This is a genomic window from Bacteroides caecimuris, assembly GCF_001688725.2.
GTDB classification, from domain to species: Bacteria; Bacteroidota; Bacteroidia; order Bacteroidales; family Bacteroidaceae; genus Bacteroides; species Bacteroides caecimuris.
This window is the reverse complement of record NZ_CP015401.2, coordinates 3,463,069-3,481,940: the sequence shown is the minus strand read 5'-3', so window position 1 is coordinate 3,481,940 and position 18,872 is coordinate 3,463,069. Positions and strand designations below refer to the sequence as shown.

The 18,872-nt window shown below is 39.1% G+C and carries 7 protein-coding genes and 2 rRNA genes; 2 read left to right on the top strand and 7 right to left on the bottom strand.

Annotated elements, in window-relative coordinates; genetic code table 11:
- Positions 1–2,880: ribosomal RNA gene (locus tag A4V03_RS15075) — 23S ribosomal RNA — on the top strand.
- A 91-nt stretch (positions 2,881–2,971) separates the two neighbouring features.
- A 5S ribosomal RNA gene (rrf, locus tag A4V03_RS15070) occupies positions 2,972–3,082 on the top strand.
- Between the two features lie 120 nt (positions 3,083–3,202).
- On the opposite strand, the gene A4V03_RS15065 is transcribed toward rrf, so the two are convergent.
- The 7 genes from A4V03_RS15065 to A4V03_RS15035 form a co-directional block, all read right to left on the bottom strand.
- A complete protein-coding gene (locus tag A4V03_RS15065; RefSeq protein ID WP_065539502.1) occupies positions 3,203–5,986 on the bottom strand; it encodes an outer membrane beta-barrel protein in 2,784 nt (927 codons plus the stop codon).
- A gap of 285 nt (positions 5,987–6,271) precedes the next feature.
- Complete coding sequence (locus A4V03_RS15060) at positions 6,272–8,815, bottom strand: zinc-dependent metalloprotease (RefSeq protein ID WP_065539501.1); 2,544 nt, start codon at positions 8,813–8,815, stop codon at positions 6,272–6,274.
- Between the two features lie 14 nt (positions 8,816–8,829).
- Positions 8,830–11,415 (bottom strand): zinc-dependent metalloprotease, encoded by a 2,586-nt coding sequence (locus A4V03_RS15055; RefSeq protein ID WP_065539500.1) that lies wholly within the window; start codon positions 11,413–11,415, stop codon positions 8,830–8,832.
- 32 nt (positions 11,416–11,447) lie between these two features.
- Positions 11,448–13,127, bottom strand: coding sequence for a PKD-like family lipoprotein (locus A4V03_RS15050; protein ID WP_065539499.1), 1,680 nt, complete (start codon positions 13,125–13,127; stop codon positions 11,448–11,450).
- A 21-nt stretch (positions 13,128–13,148) separates the two neighbouring features.
- Positions 13,149–14,009 (bottom strand): DUF4843 domain-containing protein, encoded by an 861-nt coding sequence (locus A4V03_RS15045; RefSeq protein ID WP_065539498.1) that lies wholly within the window; start codon positions 14,007–14,009, stop codon positions 13,149–13,151.
- Between the two features lie 11 nt (positions 14,010–14,020).
- On the bottom strand, positions 14,021–15,523 hold the full coding sequence (locus A4V03_RS15040) for a RagB/SusD family nutrient uptake outer membrane protein (RefSeq protein ID WP_065539497.1): 1,503 nt from the start codon (positions 15,521–15,523) through the stop codon (positions 14,021–14,023).
- Between the two features lie 11 nt (positions 15,524–15,534).
- On the bottom strand, positions 15,535–18,864 hold the full coding sequence (locus A4V03_RS15035) for a SusC/RagA family TonB-linked outer membrane protein (RefSeq protein WP_065539496.1): 3,330 nt from the start codon (positions 18,862–18,864) through the stop codon (positions 15,535–15,537).
- Positions 18,865–18,872 lie beyond the last annotated feature (8 nt).

Genomic DNA, 18,872 nt, shown 5'->3' with positions numbered 1-18,872 from the left:
AAGAAAGTAAGCAAGGGCGCATGGCGGATGCCTTGGCTCTCGGAGGCGATGAAGGACGTGATAAGCTGCGATAAGCTCCGGGGAGGTGCAAATAACCTTTGATCCGGAGATTTCCGAATGGGACAACCCGGTGTTCTGAAGGAACATCATCCATCCTAGATGGAGGCTAACGCAGGGAACTGAAACATCTTAGTACCTGCAGGAAAAGAAAATAATAATGATTCCCCTAGTAGTGGCGAGCGAACGGGGATTAGCCCAAACCAATGTTGTTACGGCAATATTGGGGTTGTAGGACCACGATGTCGCAAGAAGTTTAGTGAGAAGAACCCTTTGGAAAATTGGACCATAGACGGTGATAGTCCTGTATTCGAAGCTAAACGAAGCGTAGTGGTATCCTGAGTAGCGCGGGACACGAGGAATCTTGCGTGAATCTGCCGGGACCATCCGGTAAGGCTAAATACTCCCGAGAGACCGATAGCGAACCAGTACTGTGAAGGAAAGGTGAAAAGCACTTCGAACAGAAGAGTGAAATAGTCCCTGAAACCGTGCGCCTACAAGCGGTCGGAGCTTCGTAAGAAGTGACGGCGTGCCTTTTGCATAATGAACCTACGAGTTACTTTTTCCGGCAAGGTTAAGCATCTTGAGATGCGCAGCCGAAGCGAAAGCGAGTCTGAACAGGGCGCCCAGTCGGAAGGAGTAGACGCGAAACCAAGTGATCTACCCTTGGTCAGGTTGAAGGTTAGGTAACACTAACTGGAGGACCGAACCGATAAGCGTTGAAAAGCTTCCGGATGAACTGAGGGTGGGGGTGAAAGGCTAATCAAACTTGGAGATAGCTCGTACTCCCCGAAATGCATTTAGGTGCAGCCTCGGGAATTACTACTGTGAGGTAGAGCGACTGATAAGATGCGAGGGCTTCACCGCCTATCAAGTCTTGATAAACTCCGAATGCGCAGTAGTCCTATCCCGGGAGTGAGGGCATGGGTGCTAAGGTCCATGTCCTAAAGGAGAAGAATCCGGACCATCAGCTAAGGTCCCGAAATAATTGCTAAGTTGAACTAACGAAGTCAGATTGCTAAGACAGCTAGGATGTTGGCTTGGAAGCAGCCATTCATTTAAAGAGTGCGTAACAGCTCACTAGTCGAGGAGTTTGGCGTGGATAATAATCGGGCATGAAGCAATTTACCGAAGCTATGGGATGTGCAAACATCGGTAGGGGAGCATTCCACTCCGCGTCGAAGGTGAAGCGTGAGCTTTGCTGGAGCGTGTGGAAAAGCAAATGTAGGTATAAGTAACGATAAAGGGGGTGGGAAACCCCCTCGCCGAAAGACTAAGGTTTCCTGATCAACGCTAATCGGATCAGGGTTAGTCGGGTCCTAAGGCTCAGCCGAACGGTGATGCCGATGGCAGAACAGGTTAATATTCCTGTACTACCTTTCAGAGTGACGTGGAGACGGAGCAGTGACAGCGCCGCGGACTGACGGAATAGTCCGTTGAAGGGTGTAGATTTTGATCTTTGCAGGCAAATCCACAAAGAGAGTCGAACCTGATAGTATACCAATTCCTCCGGGAAACGGTAATAGCGCGTGTAAGCATACTCCCAAGAAAATCCGCTAAACTTAATCTTTAAGGTACCCGTACCGCAAACGGACACACGTAGTCGGGTTGAATATACTAAGGCGCTTGAGTGATTCACGGTTAAGGAACTAGGCAAACTGACCCTGTAACTTCGGGATAAAGGGTCCCAACGAGAGTTGGGCGCAGAGAATAGGTCCAGGCAACTGTTTAACAAAAACACAGGGCTGTGCCAAATTGAAAGATCACGTATACAGCCTGACACCTGCCCGGTGCTGGAAGGTTAAGAGGAGATGTCATCGCAAGAGAAGCATTGAATTGAAGCCCCAGTAAACGGCGGCCGTAACTATAACGGTCCTAAGGTAGCGAAATTCCTTGTCGGGTAAGTTCCGACCTGCACGAATGGTGTAATGATCTGGACACTGTCTCAACCGTGAGCTCAGTGAAATTGTAGTATCGGTGAAGATGCCGATTACCCGCGATGGGACGAAAAGACCCCGTGAACCTTTACTATAGCTTAACATTGAATTTGGGTAATTGATGTGTAGGATAGGCCGGAGACTTCGAAGCAGGTACGCCAGTATTTGTGGAGTCGCTGTTGAAATACGGCCCTTTGATTATTTGAGTTCTAACTCTTGGATAAGAGGACACTGTTTGGTGGGTAGTTTGACTGGGGTGGTCGCCTCCAAAAGTGTAACGGAGGCTTCTAAAGGTGCCCTCAGGACGATTGGTAACCGTCCGCAGAGTGTAATGGCATAAGGGCGCTTGACTGGGAGACAGACAGGTCGATCAGGTAGGAAACTAGAGCATAGTGATCCGGTGTTTCCGCATGGAAGGGACATCGCTCAAAGGATAAAAGGTACTCCGGGGATAACAGGCTGATCCCTCCCAAGAGCTCATATCGACGGAGGGGTTTGGCACCTCGATGTCGGCTCGTCACATCCTGGGGCTGGAGAAGGTCCCAAGGGTTGGGCTGTTCGCCCATTAAAGTGGCACGCGAGCTGGGTTCAGAACGTCGTGAGACAGTTCGGTCTCTATCTATCGTGGGCGTATGAAATTTGCGTGGCTCTGACACTAGTACGAGAGGACCGTGTTGGACTGACCTCTGGTTTACCAGTTGTGCCGCCAGGTGCATCGCTGGGTATCTAAGTCGGGATTGGATAAGTGCTGAAAGCATCTAAGTACGAAGCCAGCCACAAGATTAGATTTCTTAGGGTCGTCAAAGACGATGACGTTGATAGGATGCAGGTGTAAAGGTGGTAACATCATAGCCGAGCATTACTAATTGCCCGTCCACTTTCTTTCAAATATGTACCGGTTGGGTATATACGTTTAGCGGATTATTCTTTCGCGAATAATACTTTATATTTTACTTTTCATCATGTCATAACCTTATTCAGGTGGTTATAGCACGAGGGTTCCACCTCTTCCCATTCCGAACAGAGAAGTTAAGCCTCGTCACGCCGATGGTACTGCGTAACAGTGGGAGAGTAGGTAGCCGCCGTTTTAAAGAAGAATCCCCTTGGTTCAGGAATGAGTCAAGGGGATTTCGGCGTTTATACACTTTACTGAAAGGATCTTTAGCTTCTATGGCTTGTTTTCTAGGATTAGAAAACTAATATAAGATTCATATTTTGCCGGACATCGGCCTATATTCGCGTATGCTTCCGTCGTTTGTAATACCTTCGTAGCTCGATTTCACTTTACCAAACCGATAAGTAAAATTTATGGTGAAAAACCGTCCATAATAATTTGACCACGTGTTTTGAATGTAGTTGGAATACATTTGGCTGTTGAAAGTCCGATGACTATTTAGTAGATCATATGCGGTAATACTAATATCTCCTTTGCGATTTAACACTTTACAGCCTATGTTCAAGTGTAGGGTGTGATTGCGGTTAATCTCTTTATTGATTCCATAATCATGGCTGAAAATGAAATTATAATGACTACTTAGATAGAAGTATTTACATATTTGGCTTATATCAAATGTTGCTCCTGCCGTTTGATAGAATGTTTTACTTGTATAATTTTCAGTATTGATACTATGTACATAATGGGTATTGGCACTGATTGTTATTTTTAATCTTTTAGTTAGATTACAGAGTAGAAAATGTTCGAGCGATGGATCATAGGTACGTGTTGTAGTCTTATTTTCTCCTATATAATATGGGTTATGTTCGTAGTTGAATCCGGTAGATAAGGCATATTTGGATTTTATATTACGTATAGGAGCCTGCCATATCAGTTTGCCTTTTATGCCCCAATACCCTTTTACGTTTTCAAAACTAATTAGAGAACTGTGTGCAGGTGCTGTGTATTGCAATTCCGGTAGATAAGTTTCGGCATTGTAATAGGTTGTCTTTGCAACAGGAGAGTGTTGGCGGATGGAGGCATTGATAATAACACCTATGGTGTGGTTATGTTTTCCTAACATACGATTGCAATTGAAGAGGAACGAATGTAGATATGATTGTTTTAAGTTGGGATTGCCACTGCGCAGCGTGTAAGGATTGCTATTATCTATTTGTGGGCGTAACTGCACTATGTTTGGTACAAAATTATGCAGTCTGTAAGCGGCACTCCATGAATTTGTTATATCTGTATGCACAAAAGATATTGCTACTGCTGGAGAGATGAATGTTTTACGGTAGTTGTCCATTTCTTTTTCTTTCCGCTTAAGTGTAGTTTCCTTCAGTCCGGCTGAAATGTCACAACTTGTGTTTTTAAAGGGAAAAAAGTGAAATGAAACTTCCTGTTTTTGTGTCAGGTTATTTACTTTATAACTATATGTATTGGCTTCGTCTGTTTGTGGATTTGTGGGGCTCAACATATTCCAGGCGAATTGGTGTTTCCATCCGTTTTCGTATTTAACGGAATAGTCAAGAGATATTTGGGTGTCATTTTTTGGATTCAGTATATATATTAGTTGCGCATTGCCGTTCCACTCCGTATTGCGGAGTTTTGATGGAATAGTCAGATAAGTTTGTGTTGTCGAACTTTCTAATGTGTCTATCCGTAATGAATGATCTTTGCCTTTATTTATATCTACTGAACTTTCTAATGTATATCCGATTCTGTCGGTAATACTGTTGACATAACTGACATCTTCCTTCACATGAAAATTCTTATTTAGATTATCGTAATGCATCAGGCTTTTCGATGTTTGAAGATTGTTTTCTTCATTATAGATGTAAAGCGATTGCCAATCTTTGTTGTTGTTATATGTTATAAGCTGGTTCCAACGGAATTCTCCCCATTTGTCATTTGAATTGGAGAAAGAAAATTCGGAATAGTGATTTTGTTTTTTATCGCTGTTGCTATTTTGTTCTTCATAAAGGCGCTGCTGATAATTGTTGTCAGGAAAATAATGTTGTTCGGATCGTGTATTTGTATTATCGCGATTATATCCGAAAGTGTAAAATGCTCTGAATGTACCGTATGTTCCATTTTCTGTGTCCCATGAGCGTTCCGTAGCCAGATCTGCATAAGTCGTTTCGTTGTATGTACTACCCGGATCGGAAATAGAAAGAACATCTTTGATATTATTTGATTTCCGGTTGATATTATTGTGAAACACATTACTTGTGAGTAAAAATTTCTCGGAGAAAAAGTTTGCTGTGAATCCGAGTCCTTTACGGAACTTTCCTTTGTCGTTCGTTGAATCTAGGTTGCTGCCTGCACTAGCCAATAGATGTGCCTTCCATGAACTGATGAGTTTGCTTTTAGTTTCTATGTTGAGCACTCTGGTGAGATCTCCTCTGTACATTAGTTTTTTTGTTTTCGTATTTTCATATTCATCATAAGCCTTGATTTTTAATACATCTGTTGCAGAAAGATTCTTTAGTGCTGCCATTGGGTCACTTCCGAATATTAGTTTGCCGTCTATATAAGTTTTGGTTACTTGTTTTCCCATGATTTTCACGGAATGGTCGTCAGTCTCTGTTCCGGGAAGTTGCTCGACTATATTCATAGCGACATCTCCTTCTTGTACGTTGACTGCCTTCGGGTTGAATATTAGCGTGTCTCCATTCTGGGTCACAATGGGGATTCTGCCCTTGATGGTGACTTCTTCTAGTTGGATGGATTCGTCCAAAATCTCTATGTAAAGATTAGGATTCTTTCCGGCTATTATATCTAATTCTTTTTCGATTTTCCGACACCCTATTGCAGTGATAATGAGTTTTGCTTTTCCTGTTTTTATGGGTTTGAAACGGAATACTCCATTTATGCTTGTTGTTTTCAGTGTGTCTTTTGCATAGATCAAAAAGATATTGGCACCGTCTAATGAACCATTAGATCCATTTTCTTGTTTGTGTATAATAAATCCCGATAGCTCATTTGTTTTATCTTGAGCATTCATGGTCAAGGCTATGAATAATAATGAAATATAAATTGTCGCTTTTTTCATGTTTTAATTTGATAAAAATTTAGTGATAGCTTGATTGTTATTTATTGAGGATTGTCTCCAGATCTTTCTCTAAGAAGAAATTTACAACCTTTCGGCTTCCAACTCTTTCTTGCTTTTTCCCTTAATTATTGGGGAAGAGACGGGCTCTTGTGCGAATGTATACATTGTTGTGGTAAGCACAAATAAAATAATATGTTCCATAATATGAATTTCTTAAATTGTTACATATTTTGCTATCACTAAACTTCTTATTTTAGGTAAATATCATGAATGCAGGGGGAATGGTCAGATTACCCTGTCAATCATTGCTATCAAATAATCGCATTTTCCACGTTCAATATCATTACTAGCCAAAGAACGAGCTTGTATCAAATAGCGGCGTGCACTTTTCAACTTATCATAGCAAATGGCTTCGATATCTGTACCGGAGTAAAAATTAACAGAAGTCATAGGTTCCATACCAGATTGTTTTTCTGTTGCAGATATAGGGGCTAAAGTTGTCAGTAATCCTAATTCTTGTAACTTATGATTAGTTTGCTCGTTGAGAGCAATAGAAGCCGCTCTTGTTGATATAGCCTTATCAATAGCTTTTAATGTCGGACACATTCCTTTCAAAGAACTGATATATACAGACAGTTGTGCAATCATTGGAGCACTTAAAGGTTTCCCATTTAAAGTTTCTTTGAATAATTGTTTCTCTATATCATTCAAATATGCTTCCTGGGTATATGATTTAGTTGATTTCTCTACGCTCAGTCCCATACGCATCAAACGAAACATTAAAGACATCATCGGATACCCGTTATTGTAAATCCATGTTGACATATCAGGATTGACACCACCTAAACGCAAAAAATCTTTATTAGAGTCTAGCCAACTTAAATCATAGAAGGTGCTGAGTATCTTTTGTACGACTTTCCTTTGCATATCTGCCGATACCGGTTGATAGGAAGGTACATTGCTTTTTTCGTTGGCTTCATTGATATAAATGCCTCCGATATAAGAAGATACAGGTGACAGTGTTTTATTGATTAATTCAATAATCACAAAATCAGGAAATAGCTCCCGATAATCATTGGGGATATTATCATCGTGAAACCAGGCAGGACTATTTTTAACTACATATTTCACATGAGCGATTTGTGCATCTAAAGAGGCTATCGGATCATTACCTAAATCATGGTTCTGACAACGCGGGTCTGTAGCATAAGCTGGTGAACGCTTTCCATAGAAGTAGCGTGGATCTCCATCGTGTTCCATAGCCCATTTCTTCAAGGTGTCTGATTCATTTTCACTGGTGGCGGCATACAGATATTTAAGCGTAAATGCGTCGCATACACCCGGTTTATTGACAATTAATGCCACTCCTTTTTCTTTATCACCGGGCTGTGCCAGATAATTATATAGTACGTTGTCCATGACTGAAGCTGTGATACCATATTTTTGAGTAAATTCGGGTGAACGCAGTTCTTCAGGAGAATATGCTGCAGAACCAGCTAAATTAGTTGCCAATCCCAGACTAAGACCAAATGCTTTTAGCATACGTGCTGTCAGATTCTCACAGATCACCTTGTCGGCAATGTAATAAGTCCGGAAGCGCGGATCAATCTCTGCCATTTGGTATACTCCATTGCGACGTACGCTGACGGCAAGGTCGCGTGGTACTCCTATCTTGCTACTTAAGATTTCTCCAGTGCGTAAGTCAGTGATATTGTATGCGGTGACTTCCGAATTATTGTTATTTAGGAAAGCAATCGTATTTATCATTGGGTTATTAGCACGGAAAGTTGAATCTTTCTCATACGGTTTTATAATGATTGGTTTTCCTATTCCTAAGTCTTCAAATATTATATTCCATTCATCTGCACTTTTTTGGATGGCTTTTACCCAGCTATCTTGAATCAGAGTGTCGATGTAGAAGACAACAGGTTGTTGCGTCGTTATATTACGCCGTGTTACATAATATCCTTTCTTGAAACGTTTTTCATTACGATAGTCTGTGTATGAGATATAACCTGTCCCTACACGTGGATTGGCTTCGCGGGTGTTCATATTTTCTTTCGACAGTAGGGCCAGGGTTGTTTGCACCGACATGGTTAATTCCGGTTGTTCTTTGGAGACGAATCCCATGATGCTGATGCTCAACTTTGCGGTACAGTTTTGGGTGATACTGATACAATTGTCGAATGCGTCTGCAGAGTCTACAAAAGATGTTTTGCTTTGAGGGGAAGCGCTTACAATTGTGAGCATACCTCCATAGCTGCGTCCGCTAAGATTGAGTACATCTTTATTGGAACAAGAGAAATAGGAAGTGGCATTAAATACAACAGCCGTTGAATCGCTGGTGTATCCTTCAATTGGAAATGCTTTGTAAATAGCATTACTACGAGATAATGCAAAAGCCGCTTCTTGATTATCATCTTGTTCGTTGAGACGAACATTGTATTTCGGATCTCGGAATAATATTAATGAATCGGTTTTATCAATAATCAGATACCTGCTTTGAGCAGCTTTTGTGCCTGCCAGTGAAATGTCACTTGCAGTAGTGATGGCAGAGTTTACTAAAAAATCCCGTCCCATTAATTCAACCGGTAGTTCCAGATAAATCTTATCCTCGTACTGATGAACTGTGATTGTCCCTTTATTGACTGTATGTTTCTTCTTATCTTTGAAAAGCTTGTCGTAGACACTCTTTTTTTTCTTTTGAACACTGTCAGTCTGTTGTTCGGTTTTTGCTTTTCCTTTTTTCTTTTTGGAGCGGGCATTGGCTTCATTTGCTGATCCGATAATCAACAAAATTGGTATTAACCATAAAAATAATTTTTTCATCTTTTGTCCCTCCCTTATTTTAAGTTGATGTCGAGCATCTTTAATAATAATTCATAGTGAGCTTTAGTCTTCCCTGGTGCACTGGCTGCCTTTTGCTTCATCAGTTGTTTCGCTTTAGCTATATATGCGTATACATCTGCCTGAGTAACTTTGGCTGTCATAGAAAAACGATTCAACGGTTTCCATTCAAAACCTGCTACAGGGTTGTGTATAACGTCCTCTTTGATAGTATGTCCCTGGCAACAAGTATATCCGAACTGGCGGTGATTGATGTCAAGTGGTTTTTCTCCGGCCAATGCTTTCCCGGCTCCTTTGATTGTGAAGCCGGCAGTTTGCATCATCATGTATATATATTGTTTCTGGAGATTCATTTGGGATTCTGTTAATGTACGTCCGGAAATGGTCGGTTTCCATACAAAATTGTATATCATGTTGAAAGCCTCGGTAGCAGTAAATGAATCTTTTTCTAATCCTTCGTATTGTGATACCTGGAAAGGTACAGGCAGTATATATCTTAACATGAAGTTTTGAATAGTTTGTTTAGGGGAACCGGAAACCGGGAATTTAGTTAACAAGTTTTGGTTGTCAAGCCAATCCAGATCGTTATAAATCTCGAATAGGTAATTCAGGGCTTCTTTTTGTTGTGCCTTCGGAATCTGTGCAAAACGTGGCATTGTGTCTCCTTCCTTAACTTCGTTGACAAAATAGCCGCCTACATTGCCTGCTACATGGGTAACATACATTGCAAGTTGTTCTACGATACCAATAAATAAATCTTCACGGTATTCGTATGTATCGTCACCTTCGGAAATCCAACTTTCCAGATTATTCATGATATACTTAAGGTTCTTGATGCCATATTGAGTTGCTTTCACAGAGTTGTCACCAATATCTTCCGTTTGTGAACGGGGATCAACAACTCCATATACTTGTTGTTTTCCATATCGGTACATAGGATTTTCTTTAATGGCATCACTGATCCATTTGCTTGTTATAATTGCTTCTTCCTCTGCAGAATTAACATTGAATACCGGAGTATACGTCCATTTAATGAGGTATTTGTCGTATTCACCAAAGCGGGGAGGAGTCAATTTAACGCCACGTTCTTTATCGCCAGGTTGTGCTACATAATTGAAGCGGGCATAGTCCATGATGGAAGGAGTGGTACCATACTTCTGCGTGAATTCCGGTGAACGTAAAGAATCTACCGGGAAGGTGGAAGAAGCTCCCATGTTGTGCATAAATCCTAAACAGTGTCCGATTTCATGTGAAAGTACATAGCGCAACGCATCTCCAACCATTTCATCCGGAATATTGACTGTGCGTACATCTTTATCGGCTTGTGCTGTTTGAACGAACAACCAATTGCTGATAAGTTTGATGACATTGTGATATAGATATACGGAGGCATTCAGGATTTCTCCGCTTCGTGGGTCTACCCATGATGGTCCCATTGCATTTTCAATGCTTGATGGAGCATAGCGGACACATGAATATTTGATATTGTCGGGATCGAATTCCGGATCATCTGTCGGGAAATCTTTGGCTGCTACAACATCTTTGAATCCAATCTGTTCAAATAATTCATTCCATTGGGTGACTCCTTCCCGCAGATATGGTTTCCATTTTTCCGGGAAAGTATTATCGATGTAGAAGACAATCTGTTTAGTGGGTTTCACTTTCTCACCACGTAGGTAGGCGGCGGTGTCAGACGGTTGTATATCCCATCGATTGGCATAGTAAACGGGTGCGGTCGTTTTAGCTCCTTCGCCTAGTTGTTCGCGTCCGGTAAAGAATACACCGATCCGGTAATCTGCCATACGTGGACGGTAAGGTGTTTCTTTTAACAGCATGATGGAACGTGTCATTTCTGCGGTGAATGGACGGTCTTTTATGAGTGATGTCCCTTGTGAATTGCTGACAGAGAATGTATATGACAGACAGCTTTTAATAGAAACATTATCTTTGAAAGCCTTGATTTGTGAAATGTACGAGCAGTCGGATTGATAATTTTCTGTACGATTATACATTCCATAAATTGAATTGCGATCGAACGGACTCATTTTTTTGTTGTCGCTTAAGAAAACTCCGGTCATATCGAATACGATAGCCGTTGAGTCATTATTATATGCTTGAATTTTCTGGTTGCTAATAATTGCTCCTAGTGTACTTTTGCGTAAAGCTTCATCAATTTGTGTGTTACCAGTAATATAGTCAGTGTTTACCTGGCGTAACTGTACATGTGTTTTATTGCGTGTAAACATGACATGGAGTAGATCGGTTGGTTTGGAACCGACCACGGCATTACCATTATCAGAGATGCTGGTCACAGTGGATCCAATAAGCATATCTTTATTGATTAAATCCACAGGAAGTTCAAAATATACTTTTCCATCCAGCAGATGGAGGGTAATCAGCCCTTTGGCTGTTTCATGCTTCTTCTTAAAGAGTTTATCATATTCACTTTCCTTTTTAGCAGGAGTTGTTTGTTCCATTTTTGCCTTCTTTTTTTTCCAGAAGAATGGAAATTTGCGCTGTGCGTCAATGGTGGTAGACGAAGCTACCACCATTGCTGCAAGTAAGAGGATTTTTTTTCTCATATCAGTTCTTAATGTATTTTTATGAAATTAGATTAATATCCTGTTGTCGTTACATCTAGAATTTTGCCAAAACCATCATAAACAAGTGCTTGGGATACGTCCAAGGTACCTGCACCGGCCTGTTTCATCGGAACTATTGAAACTTTTCCGTTAAATTCTGCGGATTGTGTCACAATAATGAGGGCTTTGTTATTCCATGCATTGGGGGAAATAGTTGGTGGATTACCAGTCATTACATCTAATTGATTAGTGTATTGTCCTTGTTGATATAGCTTGGCTTTTGTGATTTTTTCTCCGTTACTGGGGGTAAACTGTGAGGTGGTGGAGACAGATACTTCATTTCCCATACCATATGTGAATGAATATATAGCTGCATCTGTTACTACATATAATACATTATTTGTATGTCCGAAGAAAATAGATACAGCTTTGTCTAATAAGTTTTTGCCTGCCGCTGGAATAATATATTTGTTTTTTGCAGCTGCTGGTTGTTCTGGTGAAGTCACAATCCATCCCTCCCAATTATCAGGATCTTCATAATGTCCTTCTTCTGCTTTATATTGGCTTAAAGTGTAAATAGCATAATTTCCACTATTATCGTCTTTAAGTAAGAAAGTGGCCAATGAGCCATCTTGAGAACTTGTTGCGGCAATAGCTGTTTGACTCCCCATGTCATTAGGATCGAAATCTGGATTTGAGATATACGGAGTACATGTGTTATAACTCGTGCCATTTAAGGAATAAAAGGCACCTTTGGGTTTATCTAACCATACTAAATGATTGTCACCAATACTATATGAAGAATTTGCTGCATATACATTGTTATTGATTTCAAATCCATTAAAAACAGAATTAGGCATAGAGAATTTATTACCTGCTACGTTTAAGAATGAATATAGTCCATTATTTGTATAAGCGATGAAAAGTTGTGAAGAACGAATATAAGATTTTATTTGGAAATCGGTGGGGCAATATAAAAATATTTTTTCATCTTCCCATGTCCCGTTTATTGAATAGTCCTCACAGTTGAAACGAATGCTTTTTCCTGTGGAAGAAATAGCCCAAATCTGATTTAAGTGAGAACTACCAAGTATTGCTGTGTTCCCCATCACCTCATAGGTTAATGAAGTTAATAATTCATCATATGCTGCTCCATTAGCAGTTTCTAGTATGTGACGAAATATTCTTTCTTCTTTTGTATATTGATTTGTTATTTGAGAATTGTTAATCAAAGTGAAATCTGTTGTTGTTCCGTTTTCACTATCTGCGATTAACAATCCGTCTAGAAAGCTACTTTGTACATATAATTCCCAAGAATAAATATATTGTAAGTTATCATTTGCTACATCTGTTACAGTCAATTTTAACGTATAGGCTCCATTTGATATAGGACGATTTATAATACCATGAAAGTCTTTTTCTGTACCAATAATTTCATAAACAGGATTGCTAGTTGAGGGTTCCTCGGTTACAGCCCATTCATAGCGCAAATTAGAACCATCAAAACCATCTTGGGTAATAGATGGTACAATATCGACAGGAGATTGATAACCTACGTATATTGAATTTTCTTGATTTTTATCGTTTATACTAATTTGTACTTCTGGAATAAGGTTTGTTACAAATGAACTTTTATCCTCATAACAAGAAGTAAACCAGAGAATATTAGGCAGCAATAATATTATTAATTGAGTTATATTATTTTTCTTCATAATTTTATAGAATTATATAAATTAATATGTTCTGGCTTCTATAATTTGTCCTTTCAAATTACCTTCGTTATGAACTAGGGGGGCATCGGGATGTTCTTTCTGATACTTTTTTAGATAATCCGCTAATTTTGCAGCATAAGCTTCATATGATTTGTCGGTTACGAATAATCTATAATTGGCGAGATATTTATATGTAAAATATGTTGGTCTCTGTGGCTGGTCAGGATGCGCAGTCATATCGTCCCAATCATCCCAGTCTAAAGCTGTTACAATTGTTTTTAAAGCATTGGAACTATAAGCCGTTGTAGAAGAAGAGGTTGGAGCTAGAGATGATTTTATTAGTGAATTATATGTCATCCATAAATATCGTTCAGTTGCCGGAGGGGCAATGATATTGCTGTTCCAACTTAACGTTGCTGTGATATATTCTTTAGGTCCTAACCCTAGAGTTGATGACTCCTTTAGCTGGATATAAAGTTTATATGATGCTCCATTTTGTATTTCATCAGTATTAAACAGCCTTATTTTTATTGTTCCTTTTAAACTATTTGCGGGAATCACTGCAGCAGTTATTTCATAACTGTTTTCGGGGGCGGTGGTTTCCTCCACATTGATTACATAATTCACAGTACGGTCTTCTGCCGATACATTTCCGACCAGAACTAAAGGCAATTCATATTCACCATATTCATCAAAGGGATTCTCCAGAAAAGAATAATTCCCTTTAAATATGTCCGTTTCTGCATCGTACTCATTCGTAGAATTGAATCTGACAGCATTATATTGACTGTCAAAATATGGTATTTCTTCCTTGCCGCAACTAATGAGGCATAAAGAGAAACAGCTTATCGCTAAGACTGATTTTATAACTATTTTTTTCATATTAATATTGTTTATTGTACACGACCGGATTGTATTTCGAAGGTAGGATAAGGCAATAAATATTGCGTATCTGTCATCTCTTCACTATAATTAGGAATGGATTTACAGCCTGTTCGCTTATAGTAATAGAACATGACACCTTCGGAAATGAATTCTTTGTGATATTCTTTTTGTATTTCTTTTATGATTTGATCTGCATTTAGATTTTCAAGAGGGGTGCTGATACCTCTGTTTTCGCGAATCTTATTTAGCCTTTGTAATGCCATGTCAAGATTTGGGGTTGCACTTGTTGCATAGCATTCTGCAGCAATATAGAATATTTCAGGCAAGCGTATTAGAGACAAGCGGTTCTTATTGAATGCATCCAAGCTTGCTTGATGAATTTTCATAGGGACATATCCTCTGGAATCACCTTGGGTTTGATCCAACATTCGTGTGAAACGAACATCTGAATTTATGCCTTCATATATACTTTCAACATCTGTCGGAGATATATACATAGCCGTATAGTCTGTGTTGACGAAGTTGGGGATTATATATGAGGTTATTTTGGATGTAACGTCTGAAACATCTAGGCTAAATAAAGCTTCGGATGCTAAAGAACGGTTGGATTGAGAAATTTCCGGTAACAGGTAGGAGTAAGTATACATATCGTCCATAACAATCCCATTATCACCGATCGCTTTGATTATTTCTTCAGCGGCATTTAAAGCTTTGTCTATGCTTTCTTTACTGCCTTCCCATAAATATACACGTGCTTCCAGTGCTTTGACTGCATAATAATTGAGTCGTAAAGTTCTATCTTTAAAGAAACCATCTGCATCTATACTTGTGTAATAAGAAGCCGGATGTTTTTTTGTGATAGGGTCGTATTCTTTCAAAAATTTTTCTGCTGCTTCCAAATCGTTGATAATCATTTGAAGTGTCTCCTTTCCTGTACGTTGAGGAGTTGGTATCGATGATAAGGTTGTTACATATGGAATCGTTTTCTTAGAATTTAATTCTGCGGAACGGTTTTTCCAATCGCCATATCCATACAGGCGCAACAGATCAAAATGCATATACGCACGAATGGCAAGAAGTTCTCCTTTGATAACATGATAATAGACTTCATTCAGACTTGCCTCCTGTCCTTCCATATTAGTTAATGCTTCATTGGCATTGGTTATTACAGAATATGCTTTAGCCCAGATATTTTCGATGTCCGAGAATATTTGTGTGTGGTCGTAATTGAATTTTTCATATTCTTGCATTTCTCTACTATTACTTGAATTGGAAGTCACAGGATTAAATTGATGACCTAATATTTCAATTGCATACCAGGATAATTCTTTACCATAAAGGGCATTGTCTGTCATGCTAATATAACAACCTATTAAAGATTGTTGGAATCCGGCTAAAGTGCTATAATGATCTTTTTCTCGAATTTCAGACCCTGAAGTAACATCGAACCAGTCGCTGCAAGAGGATAATGTTACTACGGACGTTAATAGGATTAATATGTATTTTTTCATCTTTATAAAATTTAGAGAGTGGCTGTTAATGAGAACGACATATTTCTTGCGAAAGGATAATTTAAACCTCGTTCTATTTTTATAGAAGAGAACGTTACAATATCATTTAAATAGAATGATAAACGCAGGCGTTGCATACTTAATTTCTTATAAATGGAACTGGGAAACTCATAATATGCACTGATGGAAGAGAGTGATAATTCACGTCGATCCTGTACAAAGCGAGTGGTAGCACGTGTGGTTGTTTTAGAGTTAAATTTCTTGTATGGTGTTACTTGTCCGGGAGTAGTCCAACGACCAATTAGCAATCGGCGATCCACATTGTAAGCAATATTTGCATTTTCCACCCGACTGACGAGGGTTGAATTATACATTTGACAACCAGCAAGATAACTTATAGTAGCGCTTAATCCGATACCTTTATACTCGGCTGTGAAACCGCCTGTACCACGATACTTAGGATCGGAGTTACCAGCAGCGACCATATCATTGGCTGAATAAGTATAAGTGTAGGTACCATCTTTTTTAATGTATGTTTCCTGTCCGGTTTGCGGATCAATACCGGCTGAAGGGACTGCCCATATTGTTTTCATAGATAATCCGTCTTGATACATTAATACAGGTGCAGAGGTATTATTATCTTCTGCTTGTTTCATCATTTTTTCATTATAAGCCCGCATACTCTCTGACAAACGAATTATTTTATTTCGGTTATAGGCAAATGTTCCATATACATTTACAAAACCTTCTTTTCCTTGCCATATTGTATAATTAGCTTTAGCTTCAACTCCAGAATTACGTACCAATCCTAAATTATCTTTTACTATTGCGAATCCTGTAGAAGTTGGGATTGTTACATCGGTTAACATATTTTTGGTATCTGCTGAGTAATAGTCAACAGAAAGGGATAATCCGGCAACTCTCATATCGATTCCTATATTATGATCCTTTTTCTGTTCCCATTTTAATTTGGAGTTAGGCATGGAAGCTAAATAAGCTCCTGTAAATTTGCCAGCTAAGCCTCCATATACGACGCCTGTGTAATAATTATATGTAGCAATTGCTGCGTTGGTATCAAAGTTTTGATTTCCAGTCAAACCAATTGAGGCCCGAAGTTTTAACTGTTTAATCCATCCAACACCTTTCAAGATGGCTTCATTGTGCAGGTTCCATCCAATACCAAAAGACCAGCTATTGGCCCAACGGTTATCTGAACCGTATAAGGAAGATGCACTTTCCCGCACAGTTGCATCGGCTAAATAACGATTGTCATAATCATACGAAGCGGCTAATAGGAAGCTGGCTTCACGGTTAATTGTGGAATAACCAGTAGGGGTACTGTTTTCTGCATATTGTTTTGCGAATGAAATATCTGCCTTCTGATTATTGGGGAAACCTTCTGCCGTGTGTCGATATGCCGATGATTTTTCTCCGGAGATAAAGGCACCGGCATTTCCAAAGATAGTATGTTTACCAAATTGATTATTATAGTTTATATTCAAGTCTCCGGAAATAGAACTGGATTTACCATTTTCCATAATATACTTACCACGCTTAAGTATATCATTAACATTTGCAAAAATGGAATGTGAGGCGGGATAGAAATCATCCATATCATTTCGTTTTTCAGAGACTCCTATACGTGCTGTTGCTTTCCAATTTTTATCAACTTGCCATTCTGCATAAAAATTATTGGTGAATTGTAAATAACTGGAAGTAAAGCAGGTTCCGATAATAGAATTATACATAGGGTTAGCTACTTTGGTTGATGTTGAGCCAATTTGTTCTACCCATTGAACTATATTCCCATTTTCATCAGTTGCTTGCCAATATGGATTCATTCTGGAATATTCGCTAAATTCTCCATAGGGGGACTCATTACTTTTGTTAGATATGATTGATAGGATATTCTTTAGTAATAGTTTGTTATGTCTGTATGATAAATTTATATCACCCGATATATTGCGGCGGTCAGATCCCTTCATAACCCCAGTAATCTGATTATAAGTAAGGTCTAAGATTGCACGTAAATTTTGGGAATCGCCTAATTCTATATTTAGGTTATGTTTATGTCCTATGCCAGTGTGAAGTGGCTTGGATAACCAGTATGTATCTAATCCTTCTAATGCAAGTTTTCGTCGTCCATTATATAATTGATCTAATTGGATTTGTGTATTGGTGCTACTACTTCTATATACTCCGTCTAAACGTTCTGCTTCAAGTTTTTCCAGTGCATTGCATAAATCATAGCTTGTTAAATCAGGCATTTCAAACGAAAGACTTCCATTATAAGTGATGCGTTGTTCATTTCCTGCCAACCGTTTGGTTTCAATTACAATAACGCCATTGGCTGCTTTTGATCCATATAATGCTTTAGCAGAGGCATCTTTTAAGATTGTGATACTTTCAATGCGATTCATATCCATATCCATCACAGTTTCGGCAGTTGTTTCAAAACCATCAAGAATGAATAAGGGTTGATTAGGTTGATTTTGATAGTTGCTGCGCAAAGAACTGCTTTCTGTCGTTGGAAAACTGGAAGTTCCACGCATTGACATATCCGGAACACTATTGGGATTGGAGCCCATATCAAAATTATCTGCAATGTATATTGTAGGATCCAGATTTTTCAAACTTTGGAACACATTCTGGTTTCCGACACGCATCAGATCTTTGCTCGAAATAGTAGTTGCTGCTCCAGTAAAACTTTCCGCTTTACGAGTATAAATTCCAGTAACGATAACCTCATCTAATTTGGTATCACTTTTTAGAGTAATATTTTTTCGTACATCATTCCGACCGCTATTAATCATTACTTGCTGAGTGGACATACCGATATATGAAAAGGTGATAGTACATGCGGTATTAGTTGGAATCTCTATATTATATTTACCATTGTTGTCGGTTATGGCAAATCGTTGAAGATCACTAATCACAACATTAACACCAGGCAGGGGGTATCCTTCTTCATCTGATACAATACCGGTTGCGGAACGTTTATCCCCTTGTTGTTCCACTTTAGAGATGGTAACAATATCTCTTTCCATACTATAAGTAAGTCCTGTACCATTAAGCACAGTACGTAGTACGTTATCCACTGTTTCATCTTTTACATGGATAGTGATGGGTTTCAGTGACTTTGTCTGTTCTGTATTGTAGACAAAGCTTAATCCGGTTTGTTGTCTTAAAGCTTCAAAAAAATCTTTGACAGTGACAGATTCCAGATTTAAAGTTACTTTTTTGCCACTTTCTGGAATGGCAAACAGCACTGTGGGTAATAGTGATAATACTACTACCAGAGAAAGTATTCGGATTCTTTCTCTACTTTTTGTCTTTCTCATTCTTTCTT

Bases quoted from the DNA above. Each gene is read 5' to 3' on its own strand.
- A4V03_RS15065 (WP_065539502.1), bottom strand. From the start codon at position 5,986: ATGAAAAAAGCGACAATTTATATTTCATTATTATTCATAGCCTTGACC.
- A4V03_RS15045 (WP_065539498.1), bottom strand. From the start codon at position 14,009: ATGAAAAAAATAGTTATAAAATCAGTCTTAGCGATAAGCTGTTTCTCT.
- A4V03_RS15040 (WP_065539497.1), bottom strand. From the start codon at position 15,523: ATGAAAAAATACATATTAATCCTATTAACGTCCGTAGTAACATTATCC.
- A4V03_RS15035 (WP_065539496.1), bottom strand. From the start codon at position 18,864: ATGAGAAAGACAAAAAGTAGAGAAAGAATCCGAATACTTTCTCTGGTA.
- A4V03_RS15050 (WP_065539499.1), bottom strand. From the start codon at position 13,127: ATGAAGAAAAATAATATAACTCAATTAATAATATTATTGCTGCCTAAT.
- A4V03_RS15055 (WP_065539500.1), bottom strand. From the start codon at position 11,415: ATGAGAAAAAAAATCCTCTTACTTGCAGCAATGGTGGTAGCTTCGTCT.
- A4V03_RS15060 (WP_065539501.1), bottom strand. From the start codon at position 8,815: ATGAAAAAATTATTTTTATGGTTAATACCAATTTTGTTGATTATCGGA.